Source organism: Ktedonobacteraceae bacterium (assembly GCA_035653615.1).
Taxonomy (GTDB): domain Bacteria; phylum Chloroflexota; class Ktedonobacteria; order Ktedonobacterales; family Ktedonobacteraceae; genus DASRBN01.
Genome location: DASRBN010000033.1, coordinates 200,324 through 224,353, shown reverse-complemented (window position 1 = coordinate 224,353; position 24,030 = coordinate 200,324). Strand labels below are relative to the sequence as shown.

At 53.5% G+C, this 24,030-nt stretch carries 19 protein-coding genes and 1 other RNA gene; 6 read left to right on the top strand and 14 right to left on the bottom strand.

Going from position 1 to position 24,030, the window contains the following annotated elements; all coding sequences use genetic code 11:
* Positions 1–17: 17 nt before the first annotated feature.
* The 11 genes from VFA09_19185 to VFA09_19135 all read right to left on the bottom strand — a co-directional run bounded on the left by VFA09_19185 (position 18) and on the right by VFA09_19135 (position 14,957).
* Positions 18–1,091, bottom strand: coding sequence for a cellulase family glycosylhydrolase (locus VFA09_19185; protein ID HZU69409.1), 1,074 nt, complete (start codon positions 1,089–1,091; stop codon positions 18–20).
* A gap of 8 nt (positions 1,092–1,099) precedes the next feature.
* A complete protein-coding gene (locus VFA09_19180) occupies positions 1,100–1,300 on the bottom strand; it encodes an MbtH family protein (GenBank protein ID HZU69408.1) in 201 nt (66 codons plus the stop codon).
* An 86-nt stretch (positions 1,301–1,386) separates the two neighbouring features.
* A complete protein-coding gene (locus VFA09_19175) occupies positions 1,387–4,950 on the bottom strand; it encodes an amino acid adenylation domain-containing protein (GenBank protein ID HZU69407.1) in 3,564 nt (1,187 codons plus the stop codon).
* A 231-nt stretch (positions 4,951–5,181) separates the two neighbouring features.
* Positions 5,182–7,044 carry a non-ribosomal peptide synthetase gene (locus VFA09_19170; GenBank protein HZU69406.1) on the bottom strand — a complete coding sequence of 621 codons (1,863 nt, stop codon included), beginning with the start codon at positions 7,042–7,044 and terminating at the stop codon, positions 5,182–5,184.
* Positions 7,045–7,313: 269 nt separating this feature from the next.
* A complete protein-coding gene (locus tag VFA09_19165) occupies positions 7,314–8,078 on the bottom strand; it encodes a response regulator transcription factor (GenBank protein HZU69405.1) in 765 nt (254 codons plus the stop codon).
* A gap of 646 nt (positions 8,079–8,724) precedes the next feature.
* The gene (locus VFA09_19160; GenBank protein ID HZU69404.1) at positions 8,725–9,009 is read right to left on the bottom strand and encodes a hypothetical protein; all 285 of its coding nucleotides are present in this window, start codon (positions 9,007–9,009) and stop codon (positions 8,725–8,727) included.
* Positions 9,010–9,328: 319 nt separating this feature from the next.
* Positions 9,329–10,690 (bottom strand): phosphomannomutase/phosphoglucomutase, encoded by a 1,362-nt coding sequence (gene manB / locus VFA09_19155; protein HZU69403.1) that lies wholly within the window; start codon positions 10,688–10,690, stop codon positions 9,329–9,331.
* Positions 10,687–11,247 (bottom strand): GNAT family N-acetyltransferase, encoded by a 561-nt coding sequence (locus VFA09_19150; protein HZU69402.1) that lies wholly within the window; start codon positions 11,245–11,247, stop codon positions 10,687–10,689. The genes manB and VFA09_19150 overlap by 4 nt, the downstream gene beginning before the upstream one ends.
* Before the next feature lie 48 nt (positions 11,248–11,295).
* Entirely contained in the window at positions 11,296–12,477 is a 1,182-nt protein-coding gene (locus VFA09_19145; GenBank protein HZU69401.1) for a phosphopentomutase, read from the bottom strand.
* Positions 12,474–13,688, bottom strand: coding sequence for a 6-phosphofructokinase (locus VFA09_19140; protein ID HZU69400.1), 1,215 nt, complete (start codon positions 13,686–13,688; stop codon positions 12,474–12,476). The genes VFA09_19145 and VFA09_19140 overlap by 4 nt, the downstream gene beginning before the upstream one ends.
* A gap of 84 nt (positions 13,689–13,772) precedes the next feature.
* Entirely contained in the window at positions 13,773–14,957 is a 1,185-nt protein-coding gene (locus VFA09_19135; GenBank protein ID HZU69399.1) for a hypothetical protein, read from the bottom strand.
* 459 nt (positions 14,958–15,416) lie between these two features.
* Between VFA09_19135 and VFA09_19130 the strand changes: the two genes are divergently transcribed.
* Positions 15,417–15,617, top strand: a complete 201-nt coding sequence (locus VFA09_19130; GenBank protein ID HZU69398.1) for a hypothetical protein — start codon at positions 15,417–15,419, stop codon at positions 15,615–15,617.
* A gap of 108 nt (positions 15,618–15,725) precedes the next feature.
* Here VFA09_19130 and rnpB read toward each other — a convergent pair.
* Positions 15,726–16,142, bottom strand: an RNA gene (gene rnpB, locus VFA09_19125) — RNase P RNA component class A.
* A gap of 51 nt (positions 16,143–16,193) precedes the next feature.
* The gene (locus VFA09_19120) at positions 16,194–16,508 is read right to left on the bottom strand and encodes a hypothetical protein (GenBank protein ID HZU69397.1); all 315 of its coding nucleotides are present in this window, start codon (positions 16,506–16,508) and stop codon (positions 16,194–16,196) included.
* A 298-nt stretch (positions 16,509–16,806) separates the two neighbouring features.
* On the opposite strand from VFA09_19120, the gene selD reads away from it, so the two are divergent.
* The 3 genes from selD to rpoN are packed head-to-tail and all read left to right on the top strand — an operon-like array spanning position 16,807 to position 20,026.
* Positions 16,807–17,865 carry a selenide, water dikinase SelD gene (gene selD / locus VFA09_19115; GenBank protein ID HZU69396.1) on the top strand — a complete coding sequence of 353 codons (1,059 nt, stop codon included), beginning with the start codon at positions 16,807–16,809 and terminating at the stop codon, positions 17,863–17,865.
* A complete protein-coding gene (gene rnc, locus VFA09_19110; protein ID HZU69395.1) occupies positions 17,862–18,542 on the top strand; it encodes a ribonuclease III in 681 nt (226 codons plus the stop codon). Before selD ends, rnc begins: the two co-directional genes overlap by 4 nt.
* Positions 18,543–18,562: 20 nt before the next feature.
* Positions 18,563–20,026 carry an RNA polymerase factor sigma-54 gene (rpoN, locus tag VFA09_19105; GenBank protein ID HZU69394.1) on the top strand — a complete coding sequence of 488 codons (1,464 nt, stop codon included), beginning with the start codon at positions 18,563–18,565 and terminating at the stop codon, positions 20,024–20,026.
* On the opposite strand, the gene VFA09_19100 is transcribed toward rpoN, so the two are convergent.
* Positions 20,009–21,946: an NFACT RNA binding domain-containing protein gene (locus tag VFA09_19100; protein ID HZU69393.1), complete on the bottom strand. Its 1,938-nt coding sequence runs from the start codon at positions 21,944–21,946 to the stop codon at positions 20,009–20,011. The genes rpoN and VFA09_19100 overlap by 18 nt on opposite strands.
* 254 nt (positions 21,947–22,200) lie before the next feature.
* Here VFA09_19100 and gmk point away from each other — a divergent pair, with 254 nt between their 5' ends.
* Positions 22,201–22,848: a guanylate kinase gene (gene gmk / locus VFA09_19095; GenBank protein ID HZU69392.1), complete on the top strand. Its 648-nt coding sequence runs from the start codon at positions 22,201–22,203 to the stop codon at positions 22,846–22,848.
* A 72-nt stretch (positions 22,849–22,920) separates the two neighbouring features.
* Positions 22,921–23,985, top strand: a complete 1,065-nt coding sequence (glpX, locus tag VFA09_19090; GenBank protein ID HZU69391.1) for a class II fructose-bisphosphatase — start codon at positions 22,921–22,923, stop codon at positions 23,983–23,985.
* Positions 23,986–24,030: the final 45 nt, after the last annotated feature.

The window sequence follows — 24,030 nt, the reverse complement described above, 5'->3', positions numbered from 1 at the left end:
CTATGCTTTCTTTGCATCTATCCACTATGCTGTATGATGGAAAATACCTTCGCAGCCGGTAAAAGACGCTGGCCATGGTTCAGGACAAAAGCCCAGCCCGTCATGTCTCCTTGATAACTATCAGAATTTGGCCAGACAGGACGGGGCGCGATAATCCAGGCCACGGCGCCCATGACTCCTTCAGCGTGTTCGGCTGAGACCGCGGCTAAAACGCTGCGGTAGACTGAAGCCTGCCAGGAAGGACCCCCAGTTGGAGTGGCGGCAGTGGTTGTCGCCAGACCATTGCTGGCGCCGAATTCTTCGAGCAACACAGGTTTGCCTCGTGCCTGTTGCAGGACGGCAGCAAGGAAACGTTGCGTCAATTGAGCAGGCGTTACGTCATTCTGCGCGTCCTGTTCGAATCCATACAGGTGAGGCGAAACGACATCCACCAGATTAATGAGTTTCGGTATATCCGCGGGGTCTTGCCAATCGTATGTGCCAGGCGATCCCACAATCTCGCTCTTCCAACCTCCTATGGTAACGGGAATTTTGGGAGCCACCTGGTGTACATATAAAGCCTCCTGTCGCAGTTCCCTCATCTGTTGAGGATCGCTTACATCCGGTTCATTGGCCAGGTCTACCATCCAGAGCGCGGCAGCAGAGGCCAGCCCATAATCGCCCAGCAGGGTATGGGCTTCTTCCAGCGCGGATTTATTGCCGCCGTCTGCCAGTAACAGGATGATGTTGATATGATGACTCGCGGCCTTATCGAAAATCTGCTTCCAGGTTGCCCTGCTACGCTCCTGACCGGTAGTAGCCCAGCGAACATCCGTGATGCGCAACGTATTGATACCGAGCCGGGAAGCCAGGTCGAAAAAGTCTCCTCCCTGGGGATCCCAGACCGTATAGCCCGAACCCGGGATCATTGCGCTTATATCAACATTGACGCCATAAACGACCCTTGAGATCGCGCGAGGAAATGTATAGGCAGCCTGCCTGGCGCCGGTGTTGTTGAGCCAATACGCGGAGATTCCTACTGATAAGAGGAGGAGAAGGATAATTATGAAGAGATTCGATTTTCTCCTGCCTTGCTCGGAAGTAGTGTTCATTGCGATGCCTACGTTCTGAGGCTAAGCGGCCTCATGTCGGTCCAGACTTCTTTGATATACGCCAGGCATTCTGCTTTTGAACCTGTTTTGCCCGCATCACGCCAGCCAGGGGCATTTTCGCGGGAGGCAGGCCAGATCGAATACTGCTCTTCATGGTTGACGACTACTTTGTAGGTAATGTTATCGTCCTGTTCATTAGTATTGCTCATATGATCTCCTTTTTCAAGTATTGATGGTATTTAAGCCTTTCCTGGCAGAGACTCTTCCCCTCGCTCAGAATGACATGCCTCCTGTGTTACGCCTTTCCAGGGCGCGACCTTTTCCAGACCGCTTTCATTGAAGACAATAAGTCCTGTAGGGACAGCGGCCTGTCCCTGTCCTCTCTGGGGTCCTGGTGCCTGTCCTCGTGCCCCGACCGGGATAGGGACAGGCCGCTGTCCCTACCGGGTTCGGCGGCCAGGATATGAGCCAGTTGCTCAATCGTTGGGGCGGCCAGCAGGGTAGCTATGGGAATCTTTTTGCCGAAGACCTGTTCGATGCGGTCAAGCAGGCGAACGAGCAGGAGGGAATGGCCTCCGATTTCGAAGAAGTTATCCTGGATACCGATAGGTCGAATCGCCAGGAGTTCCTCCCAGATCTGGACAAGCTGCTGTTGGATGGGTTGAGTCGCAGCTACAAACCGTTCACCTGGCTCGAATCGCTCGTACTGAGGGACGGGTAAGGCGCGGCGATCTACTTTGCCATTTGGCGTGAGCGGTAGCGATTCTAGCAGCACGATGGCAGATGGAATCATGTAATCGGGCAATTTTTGCTTTAGAGAGGTTCGCAGTTCGTTCGCAGTGACATCCGATGATGCTACGACATAGGCGACAAGGGATTTGTTGCCGGTTGTATCCTCACGAACGATGACAACTACATCCTGCACGCTGTTGTGCTGGCGCAACGCAGATTCGATTTCCCCCAACTCGATGCGATAGCCACGTATTTTGACCTGGTGATCAATACGGCCAAGGAATTCGATGGTGCCATCAGAGAGGTAACGAACCAGGTCACCAGTTTTATAGAGCTTTGCGCCGGATTCGGGTGTGAGATTGGGCGAGGGCCGATAAATCGGCGGTGTGTACGATAAATCGGCCCCTACGGCTTCGCCGGGGGATTGGTCGGCATATAAGACAGAGCCGGGGGATTGGTCTTGTGGGGTCGCGATCTGGTTGGTTCTTACGAAGGGGTTGGGTACAAATGATTCGGCTGTGCGCTGCGGGTCATTGAGGTAGCCACGACCTACGCCTATGCCGCCTACGTACAATTCGCCATTGACGCCAATGGGTACAGGATGTAACTGCCGGTCAAGGATGTAGAGCTGCATGTTCTGAATCGGCCGGCCGATGGGGGTGTGTAGCTGCTGGTTGGCAAGAGGATGATGGATAGGGAAGTGGGTGACATCATCCGAACACTCGGTAGGCCCATAGGCATTTAACAAAGGAATTCCGGGGTAGATATTCAACCATCTTTTACAGAACTCTGGAGGCAAGGCTTCTCCTGTTGGAATAAGCCAGCGCAGGTGTTGCAGGCGAGGATAGGCATTGCTTCCATTTTCGATGGACTCGAGCATGACGCGCAGCAGGGATGGCACGGTTTCGAGGATGGAGATTTCGTGCTGATCAACCTGCTCAAGCAGGTGCAGCGGGTGATGAGCCACCTCGTCGGGAAAGATGTGAACGCGCCCGCCTACGAGCAAAGCGGCCAGAAATTGCCAGACTGAGATATCAAAGCATTGCGAAGCGGTTTGCGCTATCCTATCAGCCGCGGAGAGTTTGAGATCGGAGACCTTGGCATAGAGATGGTTCAACATTCCACGATGCTCGATCATCACCCCCTTGGGCGTTCCGGTTGAGCCAGATGTATAAATGACATACGCCATGTTGCGAGGCGTTGCGCGCACAGGCAAATTACTCTGAGCCATGTTCGTATCCGCTATGGCGAAAATATCCTCAAGGTAAAGAATCTCGTAGGGGCCAGATTGATCGGGCCGTGGGAAGGACAGGCACGAGGCGCTGTCCCCACGGGTGGAATCGGGATCGGGATTGGGGGCGGTGATCTGGGAAAGGATGGGGGCGAACTTTTTCGTGGCAAGCAGAAAATGCGAGCCACTGTGTTCAAGCACCTGGCGCAGGCGCGCGGCAGGGTGACGCGGGTCGAGCGGGAGATAGGTTCCCCCAGCTTTCATGATGCCCAGCATTGCGATGATGAAGGCGCTGCCGCGTTCCGCGAGGAGAGGGATGATGGTTTCGGGACCGACACCACGGTCTTGCAAATGGTGTGCCAGGTAATTCGCGTGCTGGTTCAGTTGCCGGTAGGTGAATCGCTCCTGCTCGAAGACGACTGCGATAGCATCGGGTGTGCGGGCGACCTGCTCTTCAAATAGCTGGGGGAAGCAGCAGTGTTGGGGAAAGTCTGCTGAGGTAGCGTTCCAGTCAATGATCTGCTGCTGCCACTCACCGGCGGTCAAAAGCGGCAGGTCGGCAATATGTTGCTGGGGGTCGGCGACGATTCCTTCCAACAAGCGTTGCCAATGGCCCATCATGCGCACAATGGTTGTTTCATCGAAGAGGTCGGTGTTGTACTCCAGGAATATAAGCAGGCCATCCGAGCGGTCCTGCATCTCGAATGAGAGATCGAACTTGGCGGAACCTGTTTTCAACTCCAATGGCAGCAGTTCCCAATGCGGCGGCAGGTCAGGGGATGAGAGGTCAAGCGACAACATGACCTGGAAGAAAGGATTTTGACCCGGGGAGCGGTCAGGCCGGAGTTCGCGAGCGAGCACTTCGATGGGCACGTCTTGATGCGCGTAAGCCTCAAGGATCACCTGGCGTACCCTGCCCAGGAGTTCATGGAAGGTAGGATTGCCGGATAGATCACAACGCAACACCAGGGTATTGACGAAAAAGCCGATCAAATCTTCCGTTCCTGCCTGGCTGCGATCAGCAGTATCGGTACCGAGCAGCAAATCCTCCTGCCCGGTGTAGCGATACAGCAATGTCTGAAAGGAAGCAACGAGGGTGGTGAACAGGCTGACCTTTTCCTGCCGGCTGAGAGCTCTCAGCGTTTCGGTAAATGCTCTTGAAAACTGAAAGAGGCGCAGGGAACCCCTGCTGGTTGGGATAGCCGGTCGAGGTCGATCGGTTGGGAGTTCGAACAGGGCAGGTGCGCCGGCCAGTTGTTGCTTCCAGTAGGCAAGCTGTTCATCGAGCCTTTCACCGCTCAACCATTCGCGTTGCCAGACGGCGAAATCGACATATTGAACGGGTAACGCGGGCAATGCGAGCGGCGAACCTTTGTCAAAAGCCTGATAATACGCGGCCAGTTCGCGAAAGAAGACATGCACCGACCAGCCATCGTAGATGATATGGTGAATGGTCAGCAGCAGGAGAAATTCCCTGGCCCCCAGGCGAAAGAGGGTGGTACGCAGCAGGGGGCCATGAGCCAGATCAAAGGGCTGCTGCACCTCCGCATTCGCGAGCCGTAGCATTTCGGCCTGTCGTGCCGCTTCAGGTAGATATTCCAGGTCCACAACCGTAAACGGTACCTCCAGCTGTGGAAGGATCATTTGCAGTGGCTGGCCGTTGTGCGCCACAAAAACTGTGCGCAGTGCTTCATGCCGCTGAATGATTGCCTGAATGCTGCTAGCAAGGGCATCTGTGTTGACAGCAGTGCGAATATGCAGCGTGGAGAACAGGTTATAGATGGTATTGTGTGGATGTATTTGATCGATATACCAGAGACCTTGCTGCGCGAAAGATGCAGGAAAGGCGTAGATATCTTGCTGCTTTGACAGGGGTGACTCAGAAGTCAGGGCCATTACAGTATCCTTATGATTGTGATCTAAATTGAGAGATTTCGTGTACTCTCTGCAAAAGAGTTTAGCAAGAGAGCCGGCCAGGGACAACCATGAAAGCACGAAATTTTGCAATGAGTTTTTCCGCTGATTTTTATAGGTAATTTCGGGTAGTGTGTGAGCGTCAACTATAGAAAAGTGCGTAGAGACCTCTTTTTGTGGTTGTCCGTCCCACCCATTACACGTCCAGCTCTATCAAGACGAAGGCATACGGTATGCCTCGCGTGAGATAGACCGCAGTGAAGGTTTATGAGACGTTGAGCCATTGTTTTGACCTTGTTGGAGCAATTCTACGAGTTGAGCTATGGTAGGAGCTTCGAGGAAACGATGCACCGGCAACTCTACCGAGAAGTCGGCTTGCAGCTGCGAAAGCATTTGCATAGCAAGCAGAGAATGGCCGCCTAACTCAAAGAAGTTGTCGTGGATGCCAATTTGCTCGATTCCCAGCGCCCGCGACCAGGTGGCAGCGATGGTCTCCTCAACTGGCGTGCGGGCGGCCAGGAAGTCCGATGAAAGGTCTGGACGAACTGGCCTGGGTAGCGGCAATGCCTGTCGATCCAGCTTTCCGTTCGGTGTCAGTGGTAAGCGCGCGAGGAAAACGAAGGCGGCGGGTACCATATAATCCGGCAGGCGTTCCAGGGTGTGATTGTATAGTTCATCTGAGGATGCGGTCTGCTTTTCATGCAAGACAATATAGGCCACCAGGCGCTTATCGCCCGGCGCGTCTTCACGGGCTATCACGACCGCCTGGCGCACGGCGGGATGCTGTCCCAACACCGATTCGATCTCGCCCAGTTCAATACGTATGCCGCGCACCTTCACTTGATGATCGAGGCGGCCCAGATATTCGATATTGCCGTCGTCCAGGTAGCGGGCTATATCGCCTGTTCTGTAAAGCCGCGCTCCCGGTTTGCCGCTAAACGGGTCGGGAACGAATCGAGAGGCGGTTAGCTCTGGGCGATTGAAATAGCCGCGTGCCAGGCCATCCCCACCGGCATAAAGTTCTCCCGGAGCACCAATAGGAACCGGCAGCATTTGCTCATCCAGCAGGTAGATCTGGGTATTAGCAATCGGACGACCAATCGGAATGCTGGCTTGAGAGGTATAGTCGCGCACATCGTAATACATCACATCGGCGGCCACTTCCGAGGAACCATACAGGTTGAGGAGTATGCTATTGGGCATCTGCTTTAGAAAGCGCTGTGCCAGGTCCATGGGTAGCGCTTCGCCGCTGCTGATCCAGTACTTCAGGCGGGGTAGCAAATCTTGTAGATGTTCCGATTCCAATAGCACCCTGAGAAGCGATGGAACAAGTACGATACGGGTAACAGCATGGGCGGCCAGCGTCTGAAGTAGTTGCTGAGGGTCTTTCACTATCGAGTTGGGAATGATGACCGCCGGGATACCTTGCAGGAGTGGTCCAAAAATCTCCCAGACCGAGTCCACAAAACTTAACGATGTTTTGTGGCAGCAGACTTCGCCCGGCTCAAATGGATAGGTATTCCACATCCAGCAAAAGCGATTGATTGCTGCGCGATGCGTTCCAAGCACACCCTTGGGCGTACCGGTAGAGCCGGAAGTATAGAGCATATAGGCAATATTGTCCCTGCCTGCGCCGCTGGAAACATTTTCTTCATTTTCTTGAGCAATTGCCTGCCAGTCTCTATCTATGCAGATGGTGCGATCATGCGGGGGAAGCCGTGCGGCGAGATGCTGCTGCGTTAGCAAAATTGCCGGGTGAGCATCAGCGAGCATGAAAGCGAGGCGTTCGCGGGGATAGGTTGGATCGAGTGGCACATAGACAGCTCCTGCCTTGAGGATACCAAGCAGTCCGATGACCATCTCTATCGAACGTTCCATGCAAATGCCTACCAGTGCCTCTCGTCCTACACCTGAGCGACGCAAGTAGGCGGCCAGTTGATTGGCCTGCCGGTTCAATTCCTGATAGGTTATTCGCTGCTGCCCGGAGATAAGAGCGACGCGAGCTGGTGTGCGCGCGGCTTGAGCTTCGAAAAGTTGATGTATCGATTGATCGGATGGATAATCATCTACAACCATGTATATGTCCTCCGAGATTTCTCTTATGAATTTTCACATATTTATAAAGATAGCTTATCAAGAGATAGAGACTGGAACAACCTTGAAAGTACGAAACTTTGCGCCAGATTTCCTCGCTTGATTTTTCTGAGTGGATACTAAGGAAAGGAGAATTGCTGTAGAGTGAAAAGTACGTAGGGAATTTTACGTAGATGACCTTCATAAAGCAAACGGGGGCATGATAGAACTGCCGTAGTTCTACCGCGCTCCCGTTTGCTTTTCACCATAGATCAGGTGAAGGACTGGCGATGGATGAGATATGCGGCTTCGGTACGATTCTGAGCGCCAAGTTTGTTCAGGATGCTTTGAACGTGCTTTTGAACGGTTTTTTCAGAAATATGCAACCCTTCAGCGATATCGCGATCGCGATATCCCTGACTGATTAGCTGGAGTACTTCACGTTCGCGCGCTGTGAGATGTGCCAATCCGTTAAATTCGGTGTTGCGCATCAATGGATGGCTTCCATGATTGCTTTCCGATCCCCATAATGGCAAGGCGGCAGCTCGCAAGCGATGAACGACAAGCGCGGCCAGCGACGGGCGCAAGACGAATTCTCCGCGGCGGATCATATGAATGGATGCCATTACTTCACCTTCATCAAGGTCCTGCTTAGAACGATAGCCCTGCGCGCCTGCCATGATGGCGGCAAAGGCTTCGTGTTCGTCCTCTTGATCTGCTAAGACGATGATGCTGGATGAGGGAGAAATTCTTCGTAGGCGGCCTATTTCTGAAATACTGTTAGAATGATTGATTCGCATATCAAGCCAGATAATATCGGGCTGGAGCTTTGCCGCCAATTCTCTTGCTTCAACATAGTCCTGAGCGGCCACGACGCGCTCTATCTCTAGCTGAGCAACAAGTATATGGCTAATTGCCTGACGAATCAGCACATGATCGTCTACCACTAAAATGGTGAGTGCTTTTTCGGACAAGGTCGAAGCTCCTGAGATCGCGAATTCTGTGGCAGATTCGTGTTCAAGTCCAAGGTGAGACATAATCTATCCTTTACGTTGCTAGCTGATGCCCTGATTAGAGAATACCCAACGTTACTCTAAGGGTTGTTCGCAAGAACTGACTTCCTGGCAATGAGCCGGATTCTCAAAGCGAGACAAAACTTTGCGTAATCGTGCTCCTTCCCCAGGAAGCGGATTTTCCCCTAGAAAGACAGCGATGTTTTTCTAGGTAGTTTTCTGGATTTTTTCTATGGAATCCCACAACTTTTTCCGTAGAAACCCTAAGAAGTTATAACATAATTTTGGGTAATATGCAATAGATTTTCTACTCTTTTTAGGCAGGCTTACTTTAATGAGTGAATAAGCACATCATAATATAGTAGATATTACTGAGCAATATCGTACTCCAAATTAGATTATTGATAGTTAGCGAGCTTTCTTTCGTGGGGAGACCTATCTCCATAGCACCGAAGCGTTAAAAGATGAGTAGATCAAGCGGGCAGAGAGATGCTTTGCCGGCGGCTTTAAAAAGCCTGGTTGTATGGACGTATTTGTTGAGCGTGATGAAGGATATACCATTTGCATTTGAGATGGATAATAAGTGAAAAAGGATTTTTGAGAATCTGGCTCCGCTTAAAATAATGGTCTCTATAGCATCCTATCTTTTACCAACGAAACAATGGTTACATTATTCTGTCTCATTTTTATGCTGCTCTTTTAACAATGTAATGAGTTGTTCCAACTGTTGTTGTTCCCTTAAGAGGGAGGTCTGTTGTTTCATGATGCGTTCCAACTGCTGTTGACGCTTGTCGATGCTTGCTTCCAGTTTATTATACTGCTGCTCCAGGCGACCCAGTTGCTGCTGTATTTGCGTCCGGCGTGCTTCCAGGCGGTTATATTTTTGTTGAAGGCGCTCAAATTGCTGCTCAAAGCGCAGAATTTGAGCCATCTGTGATTCTCGATCTGCTGGCATCTCTTTCCCGGCTCCTCAATAGTTGCGCAATCAAGATTTTATGGAAATATGGCTCTGCCTTTCAGCCTCAAAAACGATGAAACTATTGTTACGAATCAGTAAGAGAGTACCATATAAAATGAGAAAAAACGAGAGGCAAGCTAAATTTGAGCCGGTGAAAGTTGGTTACAGACAACATGAATCATCCCAATTCTTGACGGGTGGACATCGAGAGGGCGACCACCAGGGTCCGCCCTTACTATGATAACGTGAGCATGACCGAGCAGAGGCGTGTCATAGTAGGGGCGGGCGCTGGTGGTCGCCCTCCAATCCAACTGCCTTACCCGCGGATGAAGGCGAGTAGTTCATCGCGTTTCTGCTCCATCAATGCCCTGTCTTTAGCCTCGACATTGAGGCGCAACATCGGCTCAGTGTTGGACGGACGCACGTTGAACCACCAGTTCTCGTATTCTACTGTGATGCCGTCCATGTAATCCACGCTTTTTGCTTCTTTCCCATAGCGCTGCTCGAGGGCATCCAGCTTGCCCTTTACATCGCTGACGCGGCTGTTGATCTCGCCACTGCGCACCCATTGATCGAGGGGTACGAGCAATTCCGAAAGGGGTTTTCCTTCGATGGAGACCAGTTCCAACGCGACCAGGAAAGCAATGAGACCGGAGTCGGCGTACCAGTTATCACGAAAATAGAAATGCCCGGAATGCTCACCGCCGAAGATGGCGTTTGTTTTGCGCATTTCGGCCTTGATAAAGGAGTGGCCGACGCGGGTACGTATGGCCTTGCCACCGAGCCTGGTGATGAGTTCGGGTACGCTTTTGGAGACAATCAGGTTGTAGAGGATGCTGGCGCCGGGATGCTTATGCAGCAGGCTTTCCGACACGATAGCCGTCACCATGGAGCTATCTACGAGATTGCCATGTTCATCTACCAGGAACATGCGGTCGGCGTCCCCGTCAAAGGCAGCGCCAAGATCGGCGCTGGTCTCCCGTACTTTGCGCTGCAAATCTACCATGTTCTGCGGCTCAATCGGACTGGCGGGGTGATTGGGAAAGCTGCCATCCAGTTCAAAATACAATGGGATGAGCGTGCAGGGAAGGTATTGAAAGACACGGGGAATGACCATACCTGCCATGCCGTTTCCAGCATCAATGGCCACTTTGAGGGGCTTGATCTTGCTCACATCGATAAATGAAAGCGCATGTTTGACGTAGTCATCAAGGACATCTCGCTGTATGACGCGCCCCTTGTGCTCAGGTTCAGCGAAATTGCCGTGCATGGCCAGGTCGCGGATATCGGAAAGGCCGGTTGCCATGCTGATGGGGGCGGCCTGCGCGCGGCACAATTTCATGCCGTTGTATTCAGGAGGATTGTGCGAAGCGGTAATCATGATACCGGCAGGGTAATTGAAGTTGCCGACCGCGAAATATAGCTCATCCGTGGTCGTCATGCCAAGATCAATGGCATCGATGCCCTGATCGATGATGCCTTGTGTGATAGCGGCAGCCAGTTGAGGTGATGAAAGCCGCATATCACGCCCGACAGCGATTGCAGGCACTTGCAGATACTGGGCAGCGGCTCGCGCAATGCGATAGGCGACCTCTTCATTCATATCCTGGCCATAAATGCCGCGTACATCATACGCGCCGAAAATGCCAGGATCGATTTTTACATTAGGCGTATTCATTTCCTAGAGTAATACTCCCTTTTCCAAATTTCTAAAAGTATCCAGGGTTCGCCGGTGCTGCGCGGGTCATAAATCTGGCCAACTTCCGTAAAATGGGCCTTGGCGAAAGCACGGCGTGCCGGATGATTAGCCAGGGCAGTTTCCGCGTAGATACGGGCGATGCCGGGCAGGGTGAAAAGATAGGCGACCAGGGTGCGGATAGCTTCCGGGCCATAACCCTTGCCCCAGCGTGAGCGATCTCCCAATCCCAGCCCTACTTCAACCTGGCCGAGGCGATAATCGATATTGAAATAGGTGATGGTACCAATGGGGATATGTTGCTCATCTTCGATGATGAACCAGAATTGCCGCCCGTTGCCCTGCACATAATTGCGCTCAAAAACGGGTAGAAATTCGCGCATGTTTTGTGAGTAGGGACGGCGGGGATCGTAGCGCCAGACTACGTCGTCGCGCTCCCAATGAAAAACATACTGCGCGTCCTGCATCCTGGGACGGCGTAAATAGACGCGCTCCCCATGTAAAACCGGATAAGTGTCGTTTCGTTGTACCTCAGTCATAATATTTTTTCTCTAGTAATATCCCTGCCGTGGAGTGGATGGGCCGGGTCAGGCCAATCCAATATCGCCGGCAAAACTTGTGCCGGCGGCGAGTGGTTCGACGTGAAAGGCGTGAGCGAGTGTCTGGCCAAGGTCCGCGTAGGTCGAACGAACACCGAGATTTACTCCCGCGCGTACAGGTTCCCCGTAGGCAAGGAGTGGCACGTGTTCGCGTGTATGATCGGTGCCGCGATAGGTCGGGTCTACGCCATGATCGGCGGTGAAGAATATGGCATCACCCGGCCTCATCAGCTGCTGCACCTGCGCGAACCAGGCATCGACATCCCGCAGCGCCTGCGCATAGCCCTGGCTATCACGGCGATGGCCCCACAGCATATCAAATTCTACCAGATTGACAAAGAGCAGACCGGTGAAGTCTCGTTCCAGCCAGCGAAGTGTCGCGGCCATACCATCACGATTCGTTTCGGTATGATCGCGCTGCGTGAGGCCACGCCCGGCAAAGAGGTCTTCGATCTTGCCGATGCCGATGACCTCTTTGCCGCTTTCCTTCAGCACGTCGAGCAGTGTTGTTCCTGGCGGCGCGAGCGAGAAATCACGTCGATGTTCTGTACGAGTAAAATTACCAGGTGTGCCGATAAATGGACGAGCTATGACGCGCCCAACGGCATGTTCTCCGGTAAGCATAGCACGTGCGACTTCACACATATGATACAGTTCGGGAAGTGGAATAACTTCCTGGTGCGCCGCGAGCTGAAAAACGCTGTCCGCCGAGGTATAGAGGATGGGGCGACCGGTGCGAAGATGCTCTTCACCCAGTTCCTTGATGATCTCCGTACCCGAAGCCGGCTTATTGCCGAGGACTTTGCGACCTATAGCCTGTTCGAAGCGCTCCACAAGGTCCGCAGGAAATCCATGCGGATAGGTAGGAAGAGGTTTGCGGAGGATGACGCCCATCATCTCCCAATGGCCTGTGGTGCTGTCCTTGCCGGCGGCTGCCTCGGTCATGCGCCCATATGCTCCCCTGGCATGTTCGACCGGTGGCGTACCCAGGATGGGTGTGATGTTGCCGATGCCGATTTGTCCCAGGTTGGGCAACTCCAGCCCGCCGATGGCCTGAGCGCAGTGTTCGAGCGAGCTGGCACCATCATCGCCATAGGCATGAGCGTCAGGATTAGCTCCCGCGCCGACACCATCAAGAACGACTACGATGGCTCGTTTGAGACCTGTCATTTAGTTACTCCTATTTTTCGCAATCGCGTATACTGCGGCAGCGGTTCGCCGATCAACGGTGACGCGTACTCGTAAAAGGCCCGCGTTACCATCGTCCTGCTTTCGTCCAGGAAGTTATCGGGTAACAGCTTCTGGGCGTTGGCGATCTGGGCCAGGTCTGCTAATCCCGTTGAGCAATGGTATGCCGGCTCTGTGTGACGTACCAGCGTTACCATTTTATCGCTTTCGCCGGCCAAAAGCGCCTGTACGCCCATTTTTCCTACCAGGTACGCCTCTTCGAGATCGGTTTGTGAGACGGCAAAAGAGGCCATGCGTTGCAGGTCGCCGGGTTTGTCGAAGCGGGCACGTAGCTTGAGATGCTGCTTGACCAGCTCTACCAGGTACTCCGCCGTTCCGCTGAGCAAGGGATGGTTAAAGGCATCTGTTCCTGCCTGGTTGATGGCGCCTAATTGCTGCCCCTGTTCATCGCGAATGGTCTCCGCGGCGACTACGACAACGTATCCTACGCGGCGATATACCTGCTCAACCTGCTCAAGAAAGCGATCGGCATTGAAACGCTGTTCGGGGACGAGAATAATATGCGGCGCGTCGTCTTCATCGCGCTTCCCCAGGGCTGAGGAGGCGGCAAGCCAACCCGCATCACGCCCCATCGTTTCTATGACTTTGACCGGATAATGCCACGGAATGGAAATCGTATTCATGGTCGAATCCATCGTCGCCAGGGCAAGGAAGCGGGCCGCGCTGCCGTAGCCGGGGCAATGATCGGTAGCCGGTAGATCGTTATCGATGGTTTTGGGGACGCTGATGGCCTGCAAATCGTAACCGGCATGGCGGGCGGCCAGAGCCAGTTGATGGGCAGTGTCGGCGGAATCGTTGCCGCCGATATAGAGCATAGAGTGGATATCGTAGCGGCGCAAAATGTCGATGATGTGTCCGGCATCATGGTCTTGCAGCTTGTAGCGGCAGGTGCCAAGGGCAGCCGAGGGCGTATGAAGCAGCGCGGGCCATACCTGGTTTGATTCGGCGCGCAGGTCTACGATCTGTTCTTGTAATAATCCCTGGACGCCATAGAGCATGCCGTAAATACTTTCGATGCGCTCTTCAGCCAGCGCAGCCTCATATGCTCCGACAAGGCTGGCGTTGATGACGGCCGTTGCCCCACCGGATTGCCCGATGATGAGATTGCCGCCTGTTGCCGGAAATAATGACATATTTCTCCCCATCTAGCCTGAGCAGGGTTTTGTTTTCTCTGCACATTATATCAAGGGAGATGGGATGGCGTCGAGTGGGATGGACTATCCCAGAATAACTCCCACTAGCAGCAATTGACCCGGCTCGATACTATAGTTCGCCTGGGTCGGAAGAGATTGGATCAGCAGCAGGCCCTGCTGAGCGTGCGCTATACTCGCATAAGCGAGCGTGCATGTATAGGTGCCGTCGGGATTGACATGTAATTGGGCATTAGTGGTGGCTATGGGCGACAAGGTATGATCGAAAAGTTGGATAGTAGTTTGACCATCCACCAGGACTCCGGTTCCGTGAAGCTGGAGGGGAGAAGTAAGGGGCATATCAAAACTGGCTTGATCCAGGGTAAGACCGGAGGTTTTTGCTGCTGTTACAAACCAGAGGCCCTTGTTATCGTGCTGAACGAGTCGCTTCAAGGTAACTGTGACCTGTAGCGGCGGACTCTGCTGCACTAATTGTACCTGGGCAGTCATGCCATCGTTGCTCAGCACACTATCTTGAGTACTGATGAGCGGCCATTTAAAAATATCGCGCGCCATCTGCTCAGCAGTAGCAAGCGGGTCAGACCAGGGCAATGATTGTCCATTGTCGGCTTCCTGCTGCAATGCCATTGCTTCGCTGCTGCTGGCAACCGGGTAGAGGCCGGGGAAACGTACCTGGATAAACGTTCCGTTATGCCAGGCATATTCGCGATAGACGTTCTGTTGCAATGGCTGCAAAAGCGCGCTACTAGCCGCGGGTAGAGAGGTATCGAGGGCGCTTGTGATCAAGGTGTTTGTTTGACTGATGGATACGGTTCCTTGAACCAGGCCATGTTGCGTAAATAACGCTGCGAGCCGGGGATGTTGCTTCTGCATGACGCAGCCATAGACATAGACATCGAGCGTATGCCCGGCGTTCTGGTTCGTTACCTGGACGAGCGCCGCCGGTTGGCCACCCACAACCTGGTCGATGAATTGCACTGCTTCCATTTCCTGTGACTGCGTTTGCAAATGTACCAGCTGGGTATAGTCTGTTGTACGTATCAATTGCAGGCAGTTGGCAGGAGGATTCACTGCGCCGGTCTGCCGCGTGATGATGAAGATATGCCAGAGAGCGGCTATGGACGCAACTGCCAGCAAAACGGTGAGAACTCCGGATAGGACAGGATGTTGATTTCTATTGTTTTCTCGCTGTTCCCGCGGTCTTGTGATAATGATCACATGTTGATTGTGCGAATCTGATGAGCCTGGCATTTGACGAAGCACTTCCTTATAATAGTCAGTAACATATTCTCTTCTCATTCTACAGAGGGGGGAAAAACCCGTCACTTTTTGAGGCTCAGTTCGTATATATGAGTATAGAAAGAAATGCATCCGAGAAAATCTGGTCTAATATACCTTGATTTGTCTCCCTGTTCGACAAAGAGGTCCGGGGAATTCCACCCACTTGTTCGAGAGAGCAGGCGGAGGGAGACCGGAATTTCTGCTTCCAAAAAGAAGTTGTTAAGTAGTGAGGAGGGATACAAGTCTCTACAAAGGCGTAACCTTGGAGACTTCTCATACAAGCGGTGGAATATATTAATCGACTTCTAAGCCGGAAGTGCATCTTGCAGGCGCCTGGCAGCGTGTACTTAACAAAGAGGCTACCAGTCGTCTGCGCGGGTTTGGTTCTTAGGTCGTTCCTTTATGTATGATAGAGGGAGCATTGGATTTATGTCGGATCACGTTTATACGACAGATAACGCAGACTTTGAGCGTTTGCTTTCAAAGGGATTTTCTGAAATAGAAGCGACACGAATCATTTTCATGAAAAACCATGTGAGCGAGCAGGTCGAGTATCGCGAGATGGTGGAGGAAAAACATCGTCTGGATTTCATTCGCTGGCTGGTTGAACATGATCGCCTGAGCAAGTAAGCTGCTTGTAAATAGATCGGGACACAGATAACCTGGGAGCCGGGGAGGTTGTTTAAGAGACCTCTGTGACTTCCAGGTTATTTTTATTGATAGCGATGTGGGTGGGTGGGTTTGAGCAAGCCATAAGCCGAATTCTGTACCTGCGCGCCTTACGACGGTGCAGGTGGCAATCATCTCTCTAGGACGTTAGTTACCCAACGCCTCAAGCGACCAACCCGAGGGTTGACAGGCGAGCAACCTGCAAGCGTACCAACGTGTGGCGCGCTATCCCCTCTATTTGGTCTTGCTCCGGATGGGGTTTGCCCAGCCAGCCGGTCACCCGGCTGCTGGTGAGCTCTTACCTCACCATTTCGCCCTTACCCGGCATAGATGCATTGAATTGCACCTTTTTCTTTCTGGTGCCGGGCGGTATGTTTCTGTTGCACTTTCCTTGAGGTCACCCTCACTGGCCGTTATCCAGCATCCTGCTCTGTGGAGTTCGGACTTTCCTCGGGCCTTGCGACCCGTGATTGCCTGTCTTACTCAAACCCACCTTCTTAAGGGTACCATACAGGTGAACACAAGTCTAGTGAAGTATTATTCCTCTTCATCTTCATCCGCTTCGAGCAGGTATTGTTTCGCCTCTTCCAGGGTTTGAGCAATACTCATCTTGACGATTAAAAGCTGTAGAACTTCGGGCGTATCTATCATTGCCAATTGTCTCTTTGCCAGGCGTATGAGTTTTGGGAAACGTTCTGCCAGGATAGCGAGAAGAGCTTGCTGCAAGCCATCGTGACGACCTTTCTCAAGACCTTTCTCAAGACCTTTCTCAAACCCTTGTTCCAGGCCTTCCTCTCGCGCCCATCGAGTCATTTCCTGGTAGACAGGTGTCTCACGTAGTACATCATCCATATTACTGACCCTCCTTAAGAGCCAATCTTGCTCAGTTCTGTTCTCTTTGCCAAAAGCCAGGGATACTAATGTATATGCTGCCGCAAGTGAATCGCGTCTTCCTGTTTGTTCGAGCGTGATTGCAGTGTAGCATAGTGGAGGTATTGCTGTCGAGAGTAAAACACAGCAAAACAGCATAACCAACACACATTGACGTTCAGGCTTTCGACGCGCTACAATGGCGTTACAAATACGGTACCGGTACGTGATTTGTCATACTCTTTTTCGTTACCTGAGCTAGAGAGATCAGAGGATACCTATGTCCACAGGTCGGCAAATTCGGCTGACATCACTGGCAAGTTGCGCCGGCTGAGCGTCTAAAATGGGGCCGGAGGCCCTGGCGCAGGTTCTGCGACCATTGATTGCACACGCGGCACCACCCGAATTGCTGGTGGGGCTGAATGCCATTGACGACGCTGCTGTATATTGCCTCAACGAGGCGCAGGCTGTTATCAGCACCGCGGATTTCTTTCCGCCGGTGGTAGATGACCCCTATGCCTTCGGGTCGATTGCTGCTGCCAACGCGCTGAGCGATGTCTACGCGATGGGCGGTTCGCCGCTGATGGCGATTAACCTGGTGGCATGGCCCGATAATCTCGCCCCAGGCATCCTGAGCGAAATCCTGCGCGGGGGCGCGGATACGGTAGCACGAGCAGGGGCAGTGATTGCCGGCGGACATACCATTTCCGATAAGGAGCCAAAATATGGCCTGGCGGTGACCGGCATTGTTCACCCCAACGCCATACTGACCAAGGGTGGAGCGCAGCCTGGGGATGTGCTTATTCTCAGCAAGCCGTTGGGGACGGGCTTGATTACCACCGCGCACAAACGCGACGAGGTTGAGGAGGGCGATCTTGAAGCGGCCCTGCAATCGATGATGCAATTGAATCGCGATGCCGCGCGTGCGCTTCTGCGTCCAGGCGTGCATGCCGTTACCGATATTACCGGTTTTGGCTTGCTGGGGCATGCCTGGGAGATGGCAATACAAAGTCTTACCAATATGCGATTCCAATTTGATGCGCTGCCTGTACTTCCTCACGCACGGCATTATGCCGAATTGGGATGCATTACGGGCGGCGCGCACCGCAATGAAACGTATCTTGCTCCTCATGTACATATTGATGAGGGCGTGGATGGTTTCGAGCGCGAGATTTTATGGGATCCCCAAACGTCCGGCGGCCTTTTTGCTGCCGTGAGTGCAGAGGCATGGGAGTCGATACGGCGGGATGGAACGACGGGCGCGCAATTCTGGCGCATAGGCCAGGTGATAGGACGAGCAGAGGATGTGACACAGGTGGTTCTGGAGGTATTGCGATGAATGAAGCGCTGGAAGAGGCTCTGGGCGTACATTTTGGAAATCCGCAGCTTTTGCAACTGGCCCTGACGCATCGATCATATATTTTTGAAACGGCGGGCGCGGGACTGAGTTCGAATGAACGGTTAGAGTTCCTGGGCGACTCTATCCTGGCTTTCGTTAGCGCGGATTTCCTGTACCGGACTTTTCCAGAGTTGAGCGAGGGGGAATTGAGCGATATACGAGCGATCCTGGTAAAAAGAGATACGCTGGCGAGCTTCGCACGCGAGATGCAGCTGGGGAATTATTTGCTGATGGGCCGGGGAGAGCAGCACAGTGGTGGAGGACAACGTGTCCTGGCAGCTGCTTTTGAATCGGTTCTGGGCGCTATCTATCTTGACCAGGGTATAGAGGTGGCGCGCGATTTCCTGCTGCCTCGATTGGAGCCCCTGGCACATACTATTGTGCAGAAACGCCTGTTTAAGGACAACAAGTCCTTATTTCAGGAGCTGGCACAGGCGCGTGACGGTATCACCCCTTCGTATCGCCTGGTTAGCCAGGAGGGGCCATCGCACGACCGGGAGTTTACTGTAGAAGTCATGCTAGGCTCGCAGGTGGCGGGCAGAGGGCATGGGCGCAATAAACAGGCAGCAGAACAGGAGGCGGCGTACAATGCCCTGCTTAGTCGCGGGTGGATTTAGTGATAGGAGGGGAGAGATACATGCGACTGGAACCGACACAAAAACCAGATCACGTGCTGCGAGTGAGCGCGCGGCTGATTACCTCGAGTACAATGTTGCAGCTTTCCGCGGAGGAAATAGAGCGGGCGGTGGCGCAGGAACAGATGGAGAATCCGGCGATTGAGGTGATTGAACACCGGGTATGCCTTTTTTGCGGCTCGCTGGTACAAGGACCTGCCTGTGCCTCTTGCGGGCATTACACGCAGCCCACGGAACCATCTTTTCCGGCGCCAGAGACGCTGCCTGGCGATGAACTTCAGGGCGAGCAGCAATGGGGCGAGTATCATCCCTACGATATTTCCGATTATGCGGCATTTGAGAGTGATGACGAGGACGAATTTGACCCACTGGCACGCATCCCCATGAGCCAGACACTGGCGGAAGTGCTGCTGCAACAACTGGAGGCGCTTGTTACACCGGATGATATCGAGATCGCTGAGCAACTGGTGGGTAATTTGAATGAACGCGGCTACCTGGAAGTGAGCGTGGAAGAGATTGCCGGGTTGTTAGAGGTTCCCGTGGAGCGTGTCGAATATGTACTTAGCCAGTTGCAAACGCTGGAGCCGACCGGCATTGGGGCGCGAAACCTGCGCGAATGCCTGCTGATCCAACTGCAGGCGATCAGCGAGCAGGAAGAGCCGCATCCATTGGCAAAAGTGCTGATTGAGGATTATTTAGACCGGCTGGGCCGCAACCAGTTCAGCGAGGTCGCTCGCGCTCTGAAAGTGACGGAAGAAGAGATCAGGCAGGCAGCATTGTACATTCGCAGTTCGCTTCATCCGTTTCCGGCGCACGCATTTGACGCTGCTCTGCCCGGACAGGCACGAGGCACTGTCCCTACATTTGCTTCATATATTCGCCCCGATATCATCATCCGCAAAGGCGAAGCGGGCTTTGAGGTAGAATTGATCGAGGAGAAACGCTACGGTTTTCAGATCGGCGCGGGTTACGGCACGCAGCCGTTATACTTGAACAGCAACGCGGAAAGCGATGAAGTGCGCCATTACTTACGCCAGAACGCGGATCGAGCCAGGTTTTTCATCGATTGCATGCATCGCCGCTGGCGTACCCTGAAGCGGGTAGCGGAACTGATTGTCGATTATCAACGCGAGTTTCTCGAGAAGGGTGTGCGCTATCTACGGCCGCTGACGCGGGCGGAAGTCGCTTCACGCCTGAATCTGGATGAAGGGACGGTCAGCCGGACAACGGCGAATAAGTACGCGCTGCTGCCAAATGGTCGCCTGATACCTGTCGCGGATTTCTTCGATGGTTCGCTGGGCGTGAAAGATGTACTGCGCGAGTTGATTGCGTCCGAGGAACCGAAACACCGCCTGAGCGATGATGAACTGGCGCGCCTGCTCACCGCGCGCGGGATACCGGTGGCCCGCCGCACAGTGACGAAGTACCGCGAGGAAATGGGCATCGCGTCATCGCGCGAGAGATGATGGTTCGGCATATAAGGTTCTCTCGCGCTCGTAAATGACCATTCCCGGTCCGCCGCCTTTCATATGGCGCACATGGCGCTGCAAGGTATAATCAACGGGAACACTGGTGCTGCCACGCGCCTGGCTGTACCAGGCAGCGAGGCTTGCTGCCTGCTCTATGGTGCTACGAGGAACATCGCGTCCAGTTGCTTTGATGATTACATGCGACCCAGGGACGCCGCGGGCATGAAGCCAGATATCGTTTGCCGAGGCCTGGTGGAAAGTCACTTCCTCGTTCTGGCGGCTGTTTTTGCCGATCAAGATGGTGAATCCATCGCGGCTCTGTACGTGCAAGGGGATGCCGCCGCCGGGTAGAACGGGTTTCCCTTTCGCATGTTTGCCAGATTTCCCTTTCTTCGCCTGTTTGCCCGGAGAACCTGCGGCAGGCGATTTCCCCATTTTCGCGCCGCGCATGTAGCCGGCTGCCTGCACCTCGACTTTAACGAGCGCGACTTCAGCCGGCGTCTCTGCCAGCGCCAGGTCGGCTAGCAACTGCTCGATGGTTGCCAGTTCCGCGGCATTCTGTTCGATCTGACCTGGAACGAGGGCAAGTCCCCGGCGCAGTTTATGATATTTGTTGAACAGGCGATTAGCGTTGCCCACGGCATCAAAACGCGGATCAAGCGGAATTGTTACCTCGGCGGCCTGATCATCAAAATAGTTTTGCACGGTGACGCTTGTTTGTCCCCGCGTTATTTCATGTTGATAGGCCAGCAGCAATTCAGCGTGCAGGCGATAGGTATTCGCTTCCTCAGCCGCGGCCAGCTCGTGTTGCAGCAATTGGGCCTTGCGAATAGTGCGCTCGCGCTGCGTTTGCAGGACTTTTCGTATTGGAGAACGCACGCTCTCCATAGCATCGCGCCATTCCGCGCCCGCGTAATATTCGTCGATGATGATGTTGATGGATGGCGAAGTACGTATGCGCGCTCCTGGCATTGCGGCATACTGCTCCAGCGCATAAGGGGCAAAGGCTATAGGAAATGCCGGTGAGGTGCTGGAATCCCCGTCCAGGCGCTCCACGAGTTGTGGTTTCCAGGCGTGGGTATCATAGAGCGAGGCCAGTTCACGCGTGTTGCGGGCTAACTCTTCCCAGGTGTTTTCTGAGATGTCGAGCGAAGATTCCGAATCTCCGGTCGCACGATAGACGGCTTCCCGCGCGACGAGGGGACTGAAGCCGAGCAGGTTCCTGATGAGAAGTTGCCAGAGCTTTTGTTGCTCCTGCGGGCGCGAACGTCCCTTTTTCGCAGGTGCGGCCGGTGGTTCGGCAGGCTCTTCTACCACGAGTATAGCCAGTTGAGCGGCGGTGATCGTGGTTGGATCGAGGCGAGGCAGCACCTGGTCCGCGAATGTACGCGTCTGCGCTGGGGGTGGAACATACTGCACGTTGGCGGCGATGATGCGATAGCGATTAATATCAGGCCCTACATGTTTGAGACTGCCAAGAATCATTCCTTGCTCATCGCAAAGAATGATATTGCTGGTGCGGCCCATGATTTCGATGATGAGACGGCTGCGGGTGCGCTCTTCGCTTTCAGCGCTACGATGGCCGGCGACAATTTCCAGCACACGCTCCCAACGCGGTTGGGAAATCGATTCGATGCGACTGCCCTCCAGATATTTGCGCAGCAGCATGACAAAAGCCGGCGGCTCGCTAGAAATTTTTGCGGGCTTGCGGGTGGTAAGGTGCGCACGGGCCAGTTGCGGGTGAGCTGATAGATAGAGCCAGTGATTCCGACCGGCCTGTCCCTCCCGTGCGGACACATAGCATTGCAGGGCAATAGAGTGCTCTGTTGGCTGGATAATCGTATCTATCCGCGCGCCTAAAAGCAACATATGCCATTCGTCGACGACTGCCGCAAGTGTTATGGCATCGACATACATAGAGTGGTTCCTGACTTTCTATTAAAACCCTGCCTACACAAGTTACAGGTGTGTGTTGTACAATACTGATAGGAGCAGTTCTTAAGAGTCCTTTGGGGATTTTTTCTCTTTTGTTACCGCACTTATCATAATATGCAGGTGTCAAATGCTCCTACGTGTTTCCTACCCGGCTGAAAGGATAGTATAGCAAAGAGTAGGCCTTTCGTATACCGGTGTTGTAGTTCGTAACATCTCCATTAGAGAAGGAAAGTTGCATGCAATTGAACGCGGAGCGATTGATTTCCCAACAGGGAGCTTCACAGCCCCCGAACTACCAGGGATTGCTCTTTGTGCTTTCAGCTCCTTCCGGTACCGGAAAAGACACAGTTATCAAGACGCTTAAAGAACAGGGAATGGATTTTTACGTTGTTTCTTCCATTACGACACGTCGTCCTCGCCTGGGAGAGAGTGAGGGCAATCCGTATCATTTTGTCGATCAAGAGACGTTCAATCGCATGGTAGCGAATGATGAACTGCTGGAATATGCAAAAGTGCATGGGAATTGGTATGGGCAGCCACGAAAGCCCATCCGGGACACTCTACAAGCAGGCAAGGATGTGCTGCTGAAAATCGATGTGCAGGGCGCTGCTACAGTGCGACGCAAGGTGCCGGATGCAATTTTCATCTTTCTAGCCCCTGAATCGATGGAGGAGCTTGCGCAGAGGTTGGATGAACGCAAGACCGAGACATCAGAGGAGCGCCAGAGACGATTAGCAGATGCCCAGCTAGAGCTTGCAGAGAAGGATCGCTACGATTATATCATCTTAAATAGGCAAGGCCATCTTGAAGAGGCGGTGGAGAAGCTACGCGCTATCATGTTGGCCGAACATTGTCGTGTACGACGCCGGCAGGTAACTATTTAGCGTCTTGTAGGACAAAAAATGAGAGACGATCCCGAGCAGTACATACAGAAGTCAAAGGAGGATGGCTTATTTATGACGGAAACACGTTTTGAGGAGTCGGGTACCAGGGAGCGCAATCTCGCCATGGAACTGGTGCGCGTCACCGAGGCGGCTGCATTGAGCGCGGGACGCTGGATGGGCAAAGGGGATAAGGAGAAAGTTGACCAGGCGGCTGTAGATGCCATGCGTAAAGCGCTCGATGGTGTTGATATGAATGGTATTGTAGTGATTGGTGAGGGCGAAAAGGACGAGGCTCCTATGCTTTACGTAGGCGAGCAGGTTGGCAATGGCTTACCACCGGACGTAGATGTGGCTGTTGATCCGGTTGATGGCACGCGGCTGCTCGCGTTGGGGCTTCCTGGAGCGCTGGCCGTTGTAGCTACGGCGGAACGGGGCACCATGTATTCGGCCCCTCCAGGCGTCTACTATATGGAAAAGATCGCCGTTGGCCCGATAGCCAGGGGAGTGATCGATATCAATGCTCCGGTGGCGACGAATCTGCAGCGTATTGCCAAGGTACGTTCCGCTCGTATCGATGATGTCACGGTTGTAATTCTTGATCGTCCACGTCACAAGGATATCATTCGCCAGATTCGAGAGGCTGGAGCGCGCATCCGGCTGATCAGCGATGGCGACGTGTCGGCAGCGATTCAAGCCGCTATGGAAGACTATACGGGCGTTGATGTGTTGATGGGTATCGGAGGCGCCCCTGAAGCGGTGCTGGCAGCGGCAGCCATTAAATGCGTTGGGGGGGAAATTCAATGCAAGATCTGGCCTTTGACGGAAAAGGATCGCGGAAACCTTAGTCCCTCTGACCTGGTGCAAGAGCTGAACCGGGAACGGGATCGCTTGAGGGAGAACGGCGTTGACCCCGACCAGGTTCTAGATACAGATGATCTTGTGAAAGGCAACGATGTCTCATTCGCGGCTACAGGCATAACGAGCGGGGAGCTGGTGGCAGGCGTGGAATATTACGGTTGGGGTGCGCGCACTTCGTCAGTGATGATGCGTTCTCGCTCCGGCACGGTGCGCTATATCCAGGCACGTCACAAGTGGCGCACAACAGCGGGTTCTCTAGGCAAGGAAAGAGTTGAATAATGGGAATATCAAAAGTGGCTTAATGAGAAGAAAAGATACCGGGTT